This window comes from Rhizobium sp. BK619, assembly GCF_014195245.1.
Lineage (GTDB): Bacteria > Pseudomonadota > Alphaproteobacteria > Rhizobiales > Rhizobiaceae > Rhizobium > Rhizobium acidisoli.
The window spans coordinates 190,934-204,528 of the sequence record NZ_JACIBH010000007.1 but is presented as its reverse complement, the minus strand read 5'-3'; the positions used below and the strand labels follow the sequence as shown (position 1 = coordinate 204,528).

The 13,595-nt window shown below is 61.6% G+C and carries 15 protein-coding genes and 1 tRNA gene; 8 read left to right on the top strand and 8 right to left on the bottom strand.

What is annotated here, in order from left to right; all coding sequences use genetic code 11:
* The first annotated feature begins 67 nt into the window (after nucleotides 1–67).
* Together FHX14_RS15270 and FHX14_RS15265 are read left to right on the top strand one after the other, a co-directional pair.
* Nucleotides 68–1,585, top strand: coding sequence for a tripartite tricarboxylate transporter permease (locus tag FHX14_RS15270; RefSeq protein ID WP_003585833.1), 1,518 nt, complete (start codon nucleotides 68–70; stop codon nucleotides 1,583–1,585).
* Nucleotides 1,586–1,735: 150 nt separating this feature from the next.
* Nucleotides 1,736–1,906, top strand: a complete 171-nt coding sequence (locus FHX14_RS15265; RefSeq protein ID WP_184377682.1) for a hypothetical protein — start codon at nucleotides 1,736–1,738, stop codon at nucleotides 1,904–1,906.
* 123 nt (nucleotides 1,907–2,029) lie between these two features.
* On the opposite strand, the gene FHX14_RS15260 is transcribed toward FHX14_RS15265, so the two are convergent.
* On the bottom strand, nucleotides 2,030–3,121 hold the full coding sequence (locus tag FHX14_RS15260; protein WP_184377681.1) for a DUF475 domain-containing protein: 1,092 nt from the start codon (nucleotides 3,119–3,121) through the stop codon (nucleotides 2,030–2,032).
* Nucleotides 3,122–3,458: 337 nt separating this feature from the next.
* Here FHX14_RS15260 and FHX14_RS15255 point away from each other — a divergent pair, with 337 nt between their 5' ends.
* Nucleotides 3,459–3,689 (top strand): hypothetical protein, encoded by a 231-nt coding sequence (locus FHX14_RS15255; RefSeq protein ID WP_033179672.1) that lies wholly within the window; start codon nucleotides 3,459–3,461, stop codon nucleotides 3,687–3,689.
* 20 nt (nucleotides 3,690–3,709) lie between these two features.
* Nucleotides 3,710–3,922: a hypothetical protein gene (locus FHX14_RS15250; protein ID WP_128715566.1), complete on the top strand. Its 213-nt coding sequence runs from the start codon at nucleotides 3,710–3,712 to the stop codon at nucleotides 3,920–3,922.
* Nucleotides 3,923–3,977: 55 nt separating this feature from the next.
* On the opposite strand, the gene FHX14_RS15245 is transcribed toward FHX14_RS15250, so the two are convergent.
* A complete protein-coding gene (locus FHX14_RS15245; protein WP_184377680.1) occupies nucleotides 3,978–4,490 on the bottom strand; it encodes an MgtC/SapB family protein in 513 nt (170 codons plus the stop codon).
* A gap of 219 nt (nucleotides 4,491–4,709) precedes the next feature.
* On the opposite strand from FHX14_RS15245, the gene FHX14_RS15240 reads away from it, so the two are divergent.
* Entirely contained in the window at nucleotides 4,710–5,435 is a 726-nt protein-coding gene (locus FHX14_RS15240) for a hypothetical protein (RefSeq protein ID WP_184377679.1), read from the top strand.
* Between the two features lie 63 nt (nucleotides 5,436–5,498).
* On the opposite strand, the gene FHX14_RS15235 is transcribed toward FHX14_RS15240, so the two are convergent.
* The 4 genes from FHX14_RS15235 to cpdR1 form a co-directional block, all read right to left on the bottom strand.
* Nucleotides 5,499–5,993 carry a hypothetical protein gene (locus FHX14_RS15235; RefSeq protein ID WP_246713408.1) on the bottom strand — a complete coding sequence of 165 codons (495 nt, stop codon included), beginning with the start codon at nucleotides 5,991–5,993 and terminating at the stop codon, nucleotides 5,499–5,501.
* 368 nt (nucleotides 5,994–6,361) lie between these two features.
* Nucleotides 6,362–7,405 carry a porin gene (locus tag FHX14_RS15230; RefSeq protein WP_003585820.1) on the bottom strand — a complete coding sequence of 348 codons (1,044 nt, stop codon included), beginning with the start codon at nucleotides 7,403–7,405 and terminating at the stop codon, nucleotides 6,362–6,364.
* A 543-nt stretch (nucleotides 7,406–7,948) separates the two neighbouring features.
* Nucleotides 7,949–8,023: transfer RNA gene (locus FHX14_RS15225), tRNA-Val, on the bottom strand.
* Nucleotides 8,024–8,107: 84 nt separating this feature from the next.
* Complete coding sequence (gene cpdR1, locus FHX14_RS15220) at nucleotides 8,108–8,470, bottom strand: response regulator CpdR1 (RefSeq protein WP_003542883.1); 363 nt, start codon at nucleotides 8,468–8,470, stop codon at nucleotides 8,108–8,110.
* Between the two features lie 187 nt (nucleotides 8,471–8,657).
* On the opposite strand from cpdR1, the gene FHX14_RS15215 reads away from it, so the two are divergent.
* Both FHX14_RS15215 and hisN read left to right on the top strand, forming a co-directional pair.
* Nucleotides 8,658–9,539, top strand: a complete 882-nt coding sequence (locus FHX14_RS15215) for an N-formylglutamate amidohydrolase (protein WP_164008263.1) — start codon at nucleotides 8,658–8,660, stop codon at nucleotides 9,537–9,539.
* A gap of 312 nt (nucleotides 9,540–9,851) precedes the next feature.
* Entirely contained in the window at nucleotides 9,852–10,625 is a 774-nt protein-coding gene (gene hisN, locus FHX14_RS15210) for a histidinol-phosphatase (protein ID WP_003585816.1), read from the top strand.
* 28 nt (nucleotides 10,626–10,653) lie between these two features.
* Here the strand turns inward: hisN and FHX14_RS15205 are convergent, their stop codons facing one another.
* Nucleotides 10,654–11,628 (bottom strand): alpha/beta hydrolase, encoded by a 975-nt coding sequence (locus FHX14_RS15205; RefSeq protein ID WP_184377677.1) that lies wholly within the window; start codon nucleotides 11,626–11,628, stop codon nucleotides 10,654–10,656.
* Nucleotides 11,629–12,051: 423 nt separating this feature from the next.
* On the opposite strand from FHX14_RS15205, the gene FHX14_RS15200 reads away from it, so the two are divergent.
* The gene (locus tag FHX14_RS15200) at nucleotides 12,052–12,522 is read left to right on the top strand and encodes an Hsp20 family protein (protein WP_012558929.1); all 471 of its coding nucleotides are present in this window, start codon (nucleotides 12,052–12,054) and stop codon (nucleotides 12,520–12,522) included.
* Nucleotides 12,523–12,585: 63 nt separating this feature from the next.
* Here FHX14_RS15200 and FHX14_RS15195 read toward each other — a convergent pair whose 3' ends face one another.
* Nucleotides 12,586–13,590: a bile acid:sodium symporter family protein gene (locus FHX14_RS15195; RefSeq protein ID WP_184377676.1), complete on the bottom strand. Its 1,005-nt coding sequence runs from the start codon at nucleotides 13,588–13,590 to the stop codon at nucleotides 12,586–12,588.
* Nucleotides 13,591–13,595: the final 5 nt, after the last annotated feature.

Sequence of the window (13,595 nt, the reverse complement as noted above, 5' to 3'; positions counted from 1 at the left end):
TCTTTTGATTTTACGCGGCGCCTGACCTCGAAATCGTATGGTCGGGAAGGCTGCTTGGGACACCAAGATGAGCACATTCGAATTCCTATGGCAGGGTATCCTGGTTGCGATGCAGCCGATGAACCTGGTTTATGCGCTGGTCGGCGTGACGCTCGGCACCGCCGTCGGCGTGCTGCCCGGCATCGGCCCGGCACTGACCGTGGCGCTGCTGTTGCCCGTCACCTACAAGCTCGATCCCGGCGGCTCACTGATCATGTTCGCCGGCATCTATTATGGCGGCATGTATGGCGGCTCGACCACCTCGATCCTGCTCAACACGCCGGGTGAAAGCGCCTCGATCGTCACGGCGCTCGAAGGCAACAAGATGGCGCGCGCCGGGCGCGGCGGACCGGCGCTGGCGACGGCGGCGATCGGCTCCTTCGTCGCCGGCCTGATCGCGACGCTGGGGCTCGCCTTCATTGCTCCCTATATCGTCAAGCTGGCGCTGGTTTTCGGGCCGCGCGAATATTTCGCGCTGATGGTGCTTGCTTTCGTCACCGTCTCCTCGGCGTTCGGCGATTCAGCCCTCAGGGGTCTGACGGCGCTGTTCATCGGCTTCGCGCTAGCCATGGTCGGCATCGACCAGCAGACGGGACAGGCGCGGCTGTCCTTCGGCATTCCCGACCTGCTCGACGGTGTCGAGGTGACGACGCTTGCGGTGGCGATGTTTGCGATCGGCGAGACGCTTTATATCGCCGCGCAGGGCAACCGCATTGCCGAGAAGGTCGAGGCGGTCAAAGGTTCGCTGTGGATGACGGCTGAGGACTGGGCGCGGTCCTGGAAGCCCTGGCTGCGCGGCACCTTGATCGGCTTTCCGATCGGCGCGATGCCGGCGGGCGGCGCCGAAATCGGCACTTTCCTTTCCTATGCCACCGAAAAGCGGCTGGCGAAGAACCCGGAGGAGTTCGGCCATGGCGCGATCGAAGGCGTGGCCGGCCCTGAGGCGGCCAACAACGCGTCGGCCGCCGGCACGCTGGTGCCGCTTCTGACGCTCGGCCTGCCGACGACGGCAACCGCGGCGATCATGCTTGCCGGCTTCCAGCAATACGGCTTGCAGCCGGGGCCGCTGCTGTTTGCCACCAATCCGCAGCTTGTCTGGGGCCTGATCGCCAGCCTGCTCATCGCCAATGCGATGCTGCTGGTCTTGAACCTGCCGATGATCGGGCTGTGGGTAAAGCTGCTGACGATCCCGAAGCCGTGGCTTTATGCGGGCATCCTGCTGTTTGCTACGCTTGGGACGATCGGCGCAAACCCGTCGGTATTCGAACTCGGCATGCTGCTCGCCTTCGGCCTGCTCGGCTATCTCATGCGGCTCTTCGGCTATCCGATCGCGCCTGCCGTCGTCGGCCTGATCCTCGGGCCGCTGGCCGAGCAGCAGCTGCGCCGTGCGCTGGCGATCAGCCAGGGCGACGTCACGACGCTGGTGATGTCGCCGATCGCCGCGGGCCTGCTGATCGTTGCGGCGGCCGCCTTTCTCATCCCGCTGATCCTGCGGATTCGCGGTCGCGGCCAGGTGCTGTCGCAGCTGGCTGCAAACGAAGACTAAAAAGACGACATTACCCCTCCCTCAAGGCTGGCCATGGAAACATGCGCCGGCCTTCTGTTTTTGCATGGCTGCGGTGATTTTCTGAGCATTGTGGGGAGATCTGCGCGATACCACCTATAAGCGGTCAATCAAAACAAGAGGAAATGGACAATGTCCGCCATCCGCAATTCAGTCCGCATGGGTTTCTTCGGTCGCGCATTTGCCGTGCTTGGTGCAGCAAATGCTGTCAGCGCCGCCGTTGAAGCCGGCCGCCGGCCGCGTGCCAGCGACCTGAGGGAACTCGGCATCGATCCGGCCTCCTTCGGTCATGTTTCGCGCTAACAAGCCGGAAGCGATGCAGGAATGAATTAGCCCGCAACCATATGGTCGCGGGCTTTATTTTTGTCCAAAGGGAACGCCGCAACCCCAAGCGCTGCGGCTCTGTTTCTAAATGCATTGCAATCGTCAGGCGTGAAGTTCTTCCTGCCGGTTGGCGGGATCTTCCAGCCGCTCGCGCTTGTTGTGGCGAATGGAAGACCAGAGCGACAGACCGATCAGCGTCGCGCCGCCGAGCCCGGTGATCACTTCGGGGATGTGCACCAGGGTTTGCGCATACATGATCACCGAGAGGATCAGGATGGCGTAGAAGGCGCCGTGCTCGAGATAGCGGTATTCGGCAAGCGTCCCCTTCTCCACCAGCATGATCGTCATCGAGCGCACATACATGGCGCCGATACCGAGGCCGATCGCAATGACGAAGAGGTTCTGCGTCAGCGCAAAGGCGCCGATGACGCCGTCGAAGGAGAAGCTGGCATCCAGCACCTCGAGATAGATGAAGGCGCCGAGGCCGCCCTTGGCGGCAGCGCTCATCGTCTGCTGCGAAGCATCGAGCAGTTCACCAACTACCTCGACCGCGAGGAAGGTGAGCAGCCCGTAGATGGCGCAATGGACAAAGACGCTCGCCTGCTCGCCGCCGATCAGCCAGGAGAAAACCAGCATCAGCGCCAGAACGAAAGCGATCTCGATGCCCCTGATGGTGGCTGAGCGCGCCATCACCTTTTCCAGGCCTCGGAACCAATGGATTTTCTTCTCATGGTCGAAGAAGTAGCTGAGGCCGACCATCATCAGGAAGGTGCCGCCGAAGGCTGCGATCGGCAGATGCGCGTCATTCATGATGCGGGCATATTCTTCCGGCTCACGGGCGGCAAGCACAAGCGCATCCCAAGGGCCGATCCGTGCCGCGATCGCAACGATCGCCAGCGGAAAGACAATGCGCATGCCGAAGACGGCGATGATGATGCCCCAGGTGAGGAAGCGCTTCTGCCAGACCGGCGTCATCTCCTTCAACTTGTTGGCGTTGACGATAGCATTGTCGAAGGAGAGCGAGATTTCCAGCACCGCAAGCACGGTGCAGATAAAGAAGACGGTCGCCATGCCGCCGATCGTGCCTGTCGTCTGCCAGCCGAGCACGGCGCCGAGAACGAGGCCGAGGGCGGTGACGATAAAGGCCCAGCGGAAATAGCTGAGCGAGGAGTGGTGGGTCGCGGGCTGGTTCATGGCCGCACCTCGCGGCCGCAAATCATGGTGGAGAGGGAGGAACGCGGCATGCCACGACGGGCATGCGGATAAGGCATGGTGAGCTTGTTCATCGATGAAAAATCCGCCGGCTAAGCTGCAGGCGGTACCGACATCACGAGAGCGCCGTAAAAACTCTCGCCAGAGGGGCCCGGCACCAAAATTACCCGCAGCCGATGTCTGGAAGGCGGCGGGACAGGCCTTAGGTAATCAACTTCGCGGGCCAGTCAAGGCCGGCGGCCGCACAGAGGCGAAGTGTTTTTTTGGAACCATCCCGGTGCCTGCTCGTTAGACACTGGTTGAGCTTAAAAGGAGGCCGATGATGCACACTTCGACCCATGTTCCCGACAAACGCACGGAGGCATCCGACCGCATGAAGCGGGCGAAGCCGAACCGCATGCAGAAGGCGCAGGTGTTGCCGCCGCATCATGTCGACCTGACGCTGACACCGGGCGTCTACCACGACATTCACGTACCGGCCCACGTTACCGGTGCGGATCTTTCCAAGGGCGGTCCCGACATCAAGGGTAATGCAGAGACAAAGAAATAACCGGCATTGCACAAGCCTGCTTGCTGACCGCAGAATTGAAACAGGGTGAGAAAAATATGACGATCAACTTTGTGCCCCGCGAGATCTTTATCCGGCACGAAAATGAATGGCAGGCCGTGCGCGAGGCGGCGGACGAGCGCATCAATATCGGCAAACGCCAGAAGCCGCTGACCGCCTCCGGCGGCCCGGCACCGGTTGGAAAAAGCGATGCTCCGGCCGCGCGCTCCGAATGACGAAACAGACGGTCGCAATGATATACGCCCGGCATAATGCCGGGCGTTTCGCTTTTTACTGGTCTTCATCCCGATTGGCGCGACTTGCGGAATTGTAGCCGAAGCGGTGTTCGAGCTTGCCGAAGGCGAAGAGCACGCAGATGGCGGCCAACGTCGTGAAGAAGGCGATCGGCCAATAACCGAAACCCATGGCAAGGCCGATCGCGCCGGAAAGCCACATGCCGGCCCCCGTCGTCAGCCCGTGCACCCGGCCCCTGGCAAAGACGATCATGCCGGCGGCAAGGAAGGCGACGCCGGCCGTCACTGCTTCGATGACGCGCAGCGGGTCGATCCGCACCTGCTCGTCATCGGCAAAACCCGGCATGTGCACCGCCTCGATCGAAATGATGGCGAAGAGGGCCGCAGCAAGACTGATCAGAATATGGGTGCGGAAGCCTGCCGGGCGGTCGCGTGCCTCACGCTCGAAGCCGATCAGCCCGCCAAAGACGATGGCGCCGAGCAGGCGGGCGAAGATGACGGGATAGTGGATGCGCGACGCCGGTATCATGTCGGCGATGATCAGATCCATGGATTTTTCCTACAGTGGATGAATTTTTCGCTGGCTAACGTCTGAACGCTAGATTTGTTCGGCTTTTTTCACTCATGCGCGTGGATTCCACGAGGCGCTTCTCCCAAGCCGGCTGGTGCTCGCACGAAAGATCGGCGAACCCGGCATCGTCGTGTCGCCGCGCCAACCTTTCAGAAAGGATTGGGCGGCGATAATCCCGGCCTCACGGGAATCGGACAGATGGCCAAGACAGCGACACGCGGCCGCCGCAAGGCGCCGGCCAAAGGAAAGAGCAAAGCGCGCAGCAGCGGTGGCGGATTGCTGCCCTGGGCGGTAATCGGCATTGCCGCGATCGGCGGCATCGTCGCCCACGACCATTGGAAGAGCATTCAGCCGATGCTTGCCCGGCAATCGGCGCCGGTGGCGCGCGAAACGGCCGAGCCCAGACCTGCCGCCAGGAAGGACGTGCCGCCGAAGCAGGTGGCGCTTGCCACACCCACGCCGAAAGCCGTCCCGCCGGCGCCGCAATCGCAGCTGCTGCCGCCGGCGACTATCCCGACGCCGGCCGTCCAGCCGGTCAAGGCGGTGCCGTCCCCGCTTACCCCCGCCAATCCGGAAACCGGGACAATCGCCTTTGGTTATTGCGGGCAGGGCGCCCATATCAACTGCGTCGGCGATGGCGGCGTCTTCTGGTACAAGGGCGAGAAGATCGTGATCGCCGATATGGCAAGCCCTGTCGTCGACCAGGCGCGCTGTGACGGCGAACGCAGGGTGGCCTTTGCCGCCAAGTCGCGGCTGCTGGCGCTTCTGAACGCCGGTCCCTTCACCATGAATGCCGCGGGCAAGGCTGAGTCATCAGGAGCGCCGCGTGTCGTCTCGCGCGACGGGCGCTCGTTCGGCGCGCAGCTGATCAATGAAGGGCTGGCGCGCAAGCCGGGCGCTGCCGGCGGCGCTTGGTGCGCCTGACGGCTAGAACATTTTCACACAATCCCGGACGCTAAACCGCTGCGCGCTTTTGCCGGGATTGCTCTACTTTCCCTTTTTAACCAGCTTGCCGCCGGTGCGGAAGCTGCCGGTAAACGAGGAATCCTTGCTTTCGGCCGTGCATTCGATCGCGATCGGCTTGCCGGCATAGGGATTGCCGAAGGTGCAGAAGCCGGCGACCTTGACCTCCCCGGTCATCTTGTTGCCGACGCCCGTGGTGACGAGGCTGAGCGGCAGACGGGCATTGCCGTTGGAAGCGGGCTTGATGCCGCTGCCATCGCCCTGAAAGCCGAGCGCCTTGCCGTCCGACGTGAAGATGAAGGTCACCAGGCCATTGACCAGCGTGACGCTGGCGAGCTCGTTCTTGCAGCCCTTGGTGGCGTCGAATTTGGCGACGACAAGCTTGGCGCATTTGCCGGAAAGCGTAATGACGCCGGGCGCGCCGGGAAACGTCTCGGGAGGAGACGCCGGCGCTGCAGCGGCCGGCAAGGCGAGGGCGGCGGAAAAAATGGCGGCGGCAACAGGCGCGGATAATTTCATTTCGATGTCAAACCCCATGTGCTGGCGAGGCGAATCACCACCTCATCCTCGGTTCGGCCATGGCATGGTTCTGTGTCCGAAATTTGGTTCTGTTATTCCCCGCGGCGGAAAGTTTCCATCGGCGGCCGGGCCGGCTCGGTGAGCGGTCACAAGGTCCGGCGATGGCATGGGATGTGGGGGCATCGACAGCGACATGACGGTGGCAAGGCGCTGATAGAGCGCCTGCCGTCTTGGACGCATTTCTGGTCAGGGGGAATGGGCCCAGGCAGGGAAGTCCAGGCCCATTCTTTCCCGATCGGAGGTCAGTCGGATCAGGAATTTGTGGCTGCCGGCTTACAGCGCCGTAGCAAGTAGCCAGCAGCCTTTTATTAGAACGCGCGCTGCAGGCGGAAGTAGCCCGAGGTTACGTCAGCAGCGTTGTCCGGATCGAGGTACTGAACCGAGACCTTGGCTGCGAGGTTGTCAACGATCTGGTAGTCGATCGTTACGCCGGCCTTCCAGGCGCTGACGTCGTCGTTGAACTCGCCTGCAGTGACGCCGTAGTTGTCGTAGTACTGAACAGCCGGGGTGATCTTCAGCTTGTCAGTCGCCTTGATGGCGTATTCGGCAGCGATCGCCCATTCAGCCTTGTTGTAGTAGGCGTTCGGGTTCGTTGCGTAGACAACTGCGAGGCCGAGCGTGCCCGGACCGACAGCAACCGTACCCATTGCGCGGACGGCGCCTTCTTCGTTGTCGGTGTCGTAGCCGGCAGTGATCTGGTAGCTGAAGGCACCGGCCTTGCCGCCGAGACCGACGGCAACGCCGACGTTGTTGGCAGTTTCGCCGTCATAGAACGGGCTGTCTTCCAGCTCGTCGACGCTGATGCCGGCGTAGAAGGCGTCGGTTTCGTACTGATAACGGATGGAGTTATGCAGCGTGACCGGTGAACCGATGTCGTCGGTTTCGCCCGAGAGGCCGTCGTCCCACCAGCTGTAGAACAGACCAGCGCGGAAGCCGGCGATGTCGATGTAAGCGGAGTCGAGCTGAGCCTTCTGAGCCGAAGCGTTGTCAGCATTGAACTGCATGACGATGACGCCGGTCAGCGGACCGTATTCGGTGTCGCTCTTGGCGGTGAACTGAACCTGGCCACGCGTACGGGCATCCCAATCCGAGTCGTTGGCAACAGAACCGCCGCCGCTGGCGCCGATCGAGCTGGCGTTCGGAGCAACGTCAACCTGGAAACGGATGTAGCCGTTGATCTTGAGGCAGGTTTCGGTGCCCGGGATGTAGAAGTAGCCGGTGCCGTAAGCGTCGCAGACGCGGACGTATTCAACCGGTTCCGGCTCGGCAGCAACGATAGCGTCAGCAGCCTGAGCGCCGGATACTGCTGCAAGTGCAGCAGCGGAGCCGAGAAGAAGGCTCTTGATGTTCATGGAATAACCTCCAGTTCAGATGCAAGAGGATGAAGACCGTTGCCATCGGCAGTCCCTACGAATCTTCACCCCGTGTGAGCGAAGCGGCGCCTGTTTTGGCTCGGCGCCTGCCTCGCCGCGGAACTTACATAAGGGATGTTGCGCTGCAACGTCAGAGTCGATCATGACAATAGGCCGCATCGGCTATGTTGCTGAAATAACACGCGTTTTGTCACAAACTTGTCATCTGCCCATCACAAACAACGAGGGGCTGAGAGCTCAAGCGCGGTATGCAATTGAGGCTCGAATGAGCGCGTTCTCATATGCGAGCGCAGATGGCTGCAATCTGCGTGAATCGGCTCAACCTGACGCCAGTACGGTTTGTGCGGAGGTGCCGATGTCGGGCACAAAGTCTCACCGGCAGTGGATCAGCGATCGACGATATGTCGCCTCCACGAGAAGCGACGAAGATCCGGCATCGGCAGTGCTAAATGAGAAAAGAACCGGGAGAAATTCACCAATCAGCGGTTTGGCGAAAACCCCTTGTGGGGCAAGAGGATCGGATGGTGGGCGTGACAGGGATTGAACCTGTGACCCCTACGATGTCAACGTAGTGCTCTCCCGCTGAGCTACACGCCCATCCGATGGCGGCGCATAGATCACAAAACCTTCGGAGCCGTCAATAGGCTTTTTTCAGTTTTGTGACACGCCACCCGGCAAGCCTTATGCGGCAAGCATTTTGTTGACCTCGTCGACGAGATCGCGCAGGTGGAAAGGCTTGGAAAGGACCTTGGCGTCCTTCGGCGCCTTCGAATCAGGGTTCAGCGCCACGGCCGCAAAACCGGTGATGAACATGACCTTCAGGTCGGGGTCGAGCTCGGTGGCACGGCGCGCCAGCTCGATGCCGTCCATTTCGGGCATGACGATATCGGTCAACAGCAGGGAAAACGGTTCCTCGCGCAGCCGGTCATAGGCGCTGGCGCCATTGTCATAGGAAAGGACCTTGTAACCGGCCTTTTCGAGCGCTTTCACCAGGAAGCGGCGCATGTCGTTGTCGTCTTCTGCGAGAAGTATCTTCTGAGTCATCAATCCAGACCGCTGATCAATAAGTTTTGGTGGGCTGTCAGGCGTTTACACTAGTCTTGACCCGGTAAACAACCGGTGAATTGCCTGTGCGCGGCCGCCATCCCTTCTACATAGTATGGACTTGAGGCCGGGCAACTGGCAACATGGGCAAAGCAGTCAGTTCATGACATGGTAAAGAGGGCCGAAAGTGCCGGAAATACGCGAATACGAGCTTTTTGAGGTTCATGAGCCCGTGTCGCAGACCATCCCCTTCGTCTACAACTCCCCCCATAGCGGCCGTATTTATCCACCGGAATTTATCGCGCAGTCCAGGCTCGAGGGTATCGCCATCCGCCGTTCCGAGGATCATTATGTCGACGAGCTGTTCGGCTCGGCCGTGGCACTCGGCGCCCCGCTGCTGGCGGCCAATTTTCCGCGCGCCTATCTCGACGTCAATCGTGAGCCCTACGAACTCGATCCCCGGATGTTCGACGGGCTGCTGCCACCCTATGCCAATGTCAATTCGCTCCGGGTCGCCGGCGGGCTCGGCACGATTCCGCGCATCGTCGCCGAGAACATGGAGATTTATGCGCGGCGCCTGCCGGTGCAGGAGGGTCTCGACCGGGTCGAGGCGGTCTACAAGCCCTATCATGCGGCGCTCCGCCGGCTGATCGCGCGGACGCATGTGCAGTTCGGCTTCGGCGTGCTGATCGACTGCCACTCGATGCCCGGCAATGTGCGCGTCGCCGGCAGCACCGCGCGGCCTGATTTCATCATCGGCGATCGTTATGGCACCAGCGCCTCGGCCGAGCTTTCGCGCGCCGCCATCGCCATCCTCGAGGAAATGGGTTTCGCGGCGATCCGCAACAAGCCTTATGCCGGCGGCTTCATTACCGAACATTACGGCCGGCCATCGCGCGGACTGCACGCGCTGCAGATCGAAGTGAACCGGGCGATCTATGTCGACGAGGTGACGCTGGAGAAACGCGCCGACTTCGCCGCGGTCGCCGAGGCAGTCACGGGTTTCATGCAGCAGATGGCGGACTATGTCGAGAAATTCGCCGGCGATCGGGCGCTGGCCGCCGAATAGCCTGCGTCGATTACACCGATATTCTCCGGCCAGGTCTCCCGGCCAAAAAAAACCGCGCTTGTAAGCGCGGCTAAGTCTAGGGAGGAAACACCCAAGGAGGGTATTTACAGTCAGAAGACTGTACCAAGGACGCTACTATTGCATTGCACAAATGTCAAGCAATATATTGCGCTGCGACATCTTTGGGCAGTGGGCGTGCAATGGAAGCGATTGGAGGGTTCGTCGCAACCCTATCGAACTGCCTGCTGTGTTTGCATTCCCGCTGCTTTTCGTTATGAAAAGCGTCACTCCCGCCAGCCAAACGGATCCCTCATGCTTCCTGACCGTTCGTTCTTCAACCGCCTTGCGGAAGCCGCCCGAGCCGAGACGCTGCCGCGCTTCCGCTCCGGCCTCGATATCACGAACAAGCTTTCCTCCGGTTTCGATCCGGTAACAGAGGGCGACCGGGCGGCCGAACTCGCCATCCGGGCGCTGATCGAGGAGAACTTCCCCGGCCACGGCATTCTCGGCGAGGAACACGGCAATGTCGGGCTCGACCGCGAATATGTCTGGGTGATCGATCCGATCGACGGCACGCGTGCGTTCATTTCAGGCGTGCCGGTGTGGGGGACGCTGATCGGCCTGCAGAAAGACGGCCGGGCGATCATGGGGATGATCGAACAGCCCTTTACCGGCGAACGTTATTTCGCCGACCAGAACGGCTCGCTCTATACCGGGCCGGAGGGGGACCGGCGGCTGGCGACGCGGCAGTGCGATACGCTTTCGAACGCCATCCTGTTCACCACCTCACCACATCTCTTCGCCGGCGACGAGATGGAGAAATACCGCGAGATCGAGAGCCAGGTCCGGCTCTTCCGCTACGGCTGCGACTGCTATGCCTATGCGCTGCTTGCCGCCGGCCATATCGATCTCGTCATCGAAAACAGCCTGAAGCCCTATGACGTTGGCGGCATCATTCCCGTCATCGAGGGGGCGGGCGGCATCATCACCACCTGGGACGGCGGGCGGCCTGAGAACGGCGGCTCGATCATCGCCGCCGGCAGCCGGGCCGTCTATGAGCAGGCGATCGCCGTTCTGCAGCGTTGATCCCAAGGTCGGCCGTGCCGATCGGGTGTCAGGTTCCTAGGGCGGCGACGTCGTGGTTCTCTTCGGCATCGCTGCCGGGAATGAAGGCGTGGAAGGCGGCAAGGGCGGCCGCGCGGTAGGTATCCCGTTCCTGGAGAATCTCGTGGCGGGCGCCGTTGATCGGGATCAGCTGGCCGGCGCGGAAATAACGCGAGAGCCGCTCCTGCGCGGTGTAAGGCACGACACCGTCACGCGTCGGAGCGATGACGATGGTCGGGATCGTGATCGAAAAGAGATGGTAGGGCGAGGTGACCCGGTCCATCGTCCGGAAAGCCTCGGTCAGCCAGCGGGCCGTCGGCGGCCCGAGCGTCAGCTCCGGATGGGCTTTCATCATCGCGACATTGCGCTCGAAGCGGGTTTCGTCCGAGGTCAGCGGGTTGTCGCGGAAATCCGGTTCCTTCAGTTTCGAAGTCAGCGGCAAGGAACCAAGACCGATTGCCGTCAACGCGCCGGCCAGGGTGCGGATGACGCGGGGCGAGGCCGACTGGCCGGTCAGGCCGATGAACGGCGCCGACAGCACCATGCGATCGATACGGGTGTTGAGGTAGGGCGCGGCCGAGAGCGCGATCAGCCCGCCTGTGGAATGGGCGAGCAGGTAGAAGGGCAGGCGGGTATCCGGCAGCACCACCTTTTCGAGGAAGGTGTCGAGATCACGTTCGTAATCGCCGAAGCGGCGGATGTGGCCGTGGTTGCGGCGCTTCAGGAGCCGCCCCGAACCGCCCTGGCCGCGCATATCGAAGGTGGCGACCCAGAGACCTTTGGCCGTCAGGTCGCGGATCGTCTCGAAATATTTCTCGATATATTCGTTGCGGCCGTGCAGGATGACGACTGTGCCCTTGGCGACCTGGGCGGCGGAGCGGAAAACGGCATACCGCAGCCGGTGGCCGTCATGGGTTTCGAAGAACCCTTCCGTGCGGTTTTCCGGGGCGGGATTGTCGGGCGTCGAATAGAGAACCTGATCCATGACTTTGCCAATGCGCCGCTGCTGTCTGCTTCGCATCAGGGATAACGCATGGCACCCGGCTTGGAAAGCGGCGTCCGCAAGGCCCGTAAAGCGCGAAAAGGGCCGGCAGGAGCATGAGGGTGCTCACAGCCGGCCGAGTTTGAGGCTGAAGAAGAAGGGACGATGCACTTCAGCCATCGGGACCAGATTCACCCGACGCTGCGATCTCTAGGCGGCGGCGCCTGAATGCGTTCCGAACCGGCCGTTCATGCGGGGTTCACGGTACCGGACGGGCGATTTCGGGAGGGTCTTGAACTCGTCAAATCGCATCACCATCTCCTTTCTGCGGGTGCCGAAGAGGGCCCGCGCAACCGTCCCGAGGCCGCCAAAGATGGGGTTTCAGGGGCATTTTATCGCAACACCTCGCTTCCACAGGAGGACATCATGCGTCACGTAGACTTCTCTCCGCTTTATCGCTCGACCGTCGGTTTCGACCGGCTCTTCACCATGCTCGACAGCCTTGCCCAGCCGGAGCAGGCCCAGACCTATCCGCCCTATAATATCGAGCGCACCGGTGAAAACACCTATCGGATCACCATGGCGGTTGCCGGTTTCGACGAGACCGAACTCTCGATCGAAGCGCACGCCCATGTGCTGTCCGTGAAGGGTGAAAAGGCCGAGGAACCTGCCGAGAGCGGCGAATTCCTCTACCGCGGCATTGCCAAGCGCGCCTTCGAGCGCCGCTTCCAGCTTGCCGATCATGTCGAGGTGACCGCCGCTTCGCTGAAGAACGGCCTGCTGCATATCGACCTTCTGCGCAACATTCCCGAGGCCATGAAGCCCCGTAAGATTGCGATTGCCGCAGAGCCGGTCGAGGCTCCGAAGGCCATCGAGGCGCAGGTCATCAACGGCTAATCACATCGCTTAAGAAAAAGCGGCGCTCCGATCGGGGCGCCGTTTTTTATTGCGGCAATAGGTTCAGGCCGGGCTGGCGGCTTCGTCTGTTTCCTTATCCGTTGCGCGGCGGGCCGCGGCGGCGGCGTATTTCTGGGCGATGACGGCGCAGACCATCAGCTGGATCTGGTGGAAGAGCATTAGCGGCAGCACGATCGCGCCGATCGACTGGCCTGAAAAGATGACGTTTGCCATCGGCACACCGCTTGCAAGGCTCTTCTTCGAGCCGCAGAAAGTGATGGTGATCTCGTCGGCCTTGTTGAAGCCGAGCCGGCTGCTGCCGAACATCGTCAGTACCAGCACGATTCCAAGGAGAACCATATCGGCGACGATGACGACGGCGATATCGGCGATCGAGAAGGTGTGCCACAGGCCCTCGACCACTGCCGTCGAGAAGGCGAGATAGACCACCATCAGGATCGAGCCTCGGTCGACGGGCATCAGGATCTTCTTCTTGGCGCGAATCCAATCGCCGATCCAAGGCTGCAGGATCTGGCCGACGATGAAGGGGGCAAGCAACTGCAGCAGGATCTGCTGAAGCGCGTCGAAAGAGAAACCACCATGGCCGCCGACGGAAAAGAGCAGGCCGACCAGCAGCGGCGTCAGGAACATGCCGAAAATGTTGGAGGCCGAGGCCGAGCAGATGGCGGCGGGCACGTTGCCGCCGGCCATCGAAGTGAAGGCGATCGACGACTGCACCGTCGACGGCAGCACGCAGAGGAAGAGAATGCCGAGATAGAGCGGCTGCGGCAGGATCGTGTCGGGGATGAAGCCGAGGCCGAGACCAAGCAATGGGAAGATGCCGAAGGTCGTCAGCAGGATGACGAGATGCAGGCGCCAGTGCAGCAGGCCTGCTATGACGACATCACGCGACAGGCGGGCGCCGTGCAGAAAGAACAGGGCGGCGATGGCAAGATCGGTGGCGATGCCGAAATAACTGGCGAATGTGCCGCTTGCCGGAAACAGCGAGGCGAGAATGACGGTGCAGACCAGCAGGGTCGTGAATGTATCGGGCAGAAAGCGGCGCATGACGG

Excerpts from the sequence above, each read along its gene's own strand:
- FHX14_RS15270 (WP_003585833.1), top strand. The coding sequence starts at position 68 with ATGAGCACATTCGAATTCCTATGGCAGGGTATCCTGGTTGCGATGCAG.
- FHX14_RS15265 (WP_184377682.1), top strand. The coding sequence starts at position 1,736 with ATGTCCGCCATCCGCAATTCAGTCCGCATGGGTTTCTTCGGTCGCGCA.
- FHX14_RS15260 (WP_184377681.1), bottom strand. The coding sequence starts at position 3,121 with ATGAACCAGCCCGCGACCCACCACTCCTCGCTCAGCTATTTCCGCTGG.
- FHX14_RS15255 (WP_033179672.1), top strand. The coding sequence starts at position 3,459 with ATGATGCACACTTCGACCCATGTTCCCGACAAACGCACGGAGGCATCC.
- FHX14_RS15245 (WP_184377680.1), bottom strand. The coding sequence starts at position 4,490 with ATGGATCTGATCATCGCCGACATGATACCGGCGTCGCGCATCCACTAT.
- FHX14_RS15240 (WP_184377679.1), top strand. The coding sequence starts at position 4,710 with ATGGCCAAGACAGCGACACGCGGCCGCCGCAAGGCGCCGGCCAAAGGA.
- FHX14_RS15235 (WP_246713408.1), bottom strand. The coding sequence starts at position 5,993 with ATGAAATTATCCGCGCCTGTTGCCGCCGCCATTTTTTCCGCCGCCCTC.
- FHX14_RS15230 (WP_003585820.1), bottom strand. The coding sequence starts at position 7,405 with ATGAACATCAAGAGCCTTCTTCTCGGCTCCGCTGCTGCACTTGCAGCA.
- cpdR1 (WP_003542883.1), bottom strand. The coding sequence starts at position 8,470 with ATGACTCAGAAGATACTTCTCGCAGAAGACGACAACGACATGCGCCGC.
- hisN (WP_003585816.1), top strand. The coding sequence starts at position 9,852 with ATGCTTCCTGACCGTTCGTTCTTCAACCGCCTTGCGGAAGCCGCCCGA.
- FHX14_RS15205 (WP_184377677.1), bottom strand. The coding sequence starts at position 11,628 with ATGGATCAGGTTCTCTATTCGACGCCCGACAATCCCGCCCCGGAAAAC.
- FHX14_RS15200 (WP_012558929.1), top strand. The coding sequence starts at position 12,052 with ATGCGTCACGTAGACTTCTCTCCGCTTTATCGCTCGACCGTCGGTTTC.
- FHX14_RS15195 (WP_184377676.1), bottom strand. The coding sequence starts at position 13,590 with ATGCGCCGCTTTCTGCCCGATACATTCACGACCCTGCTGGTCTGCACC.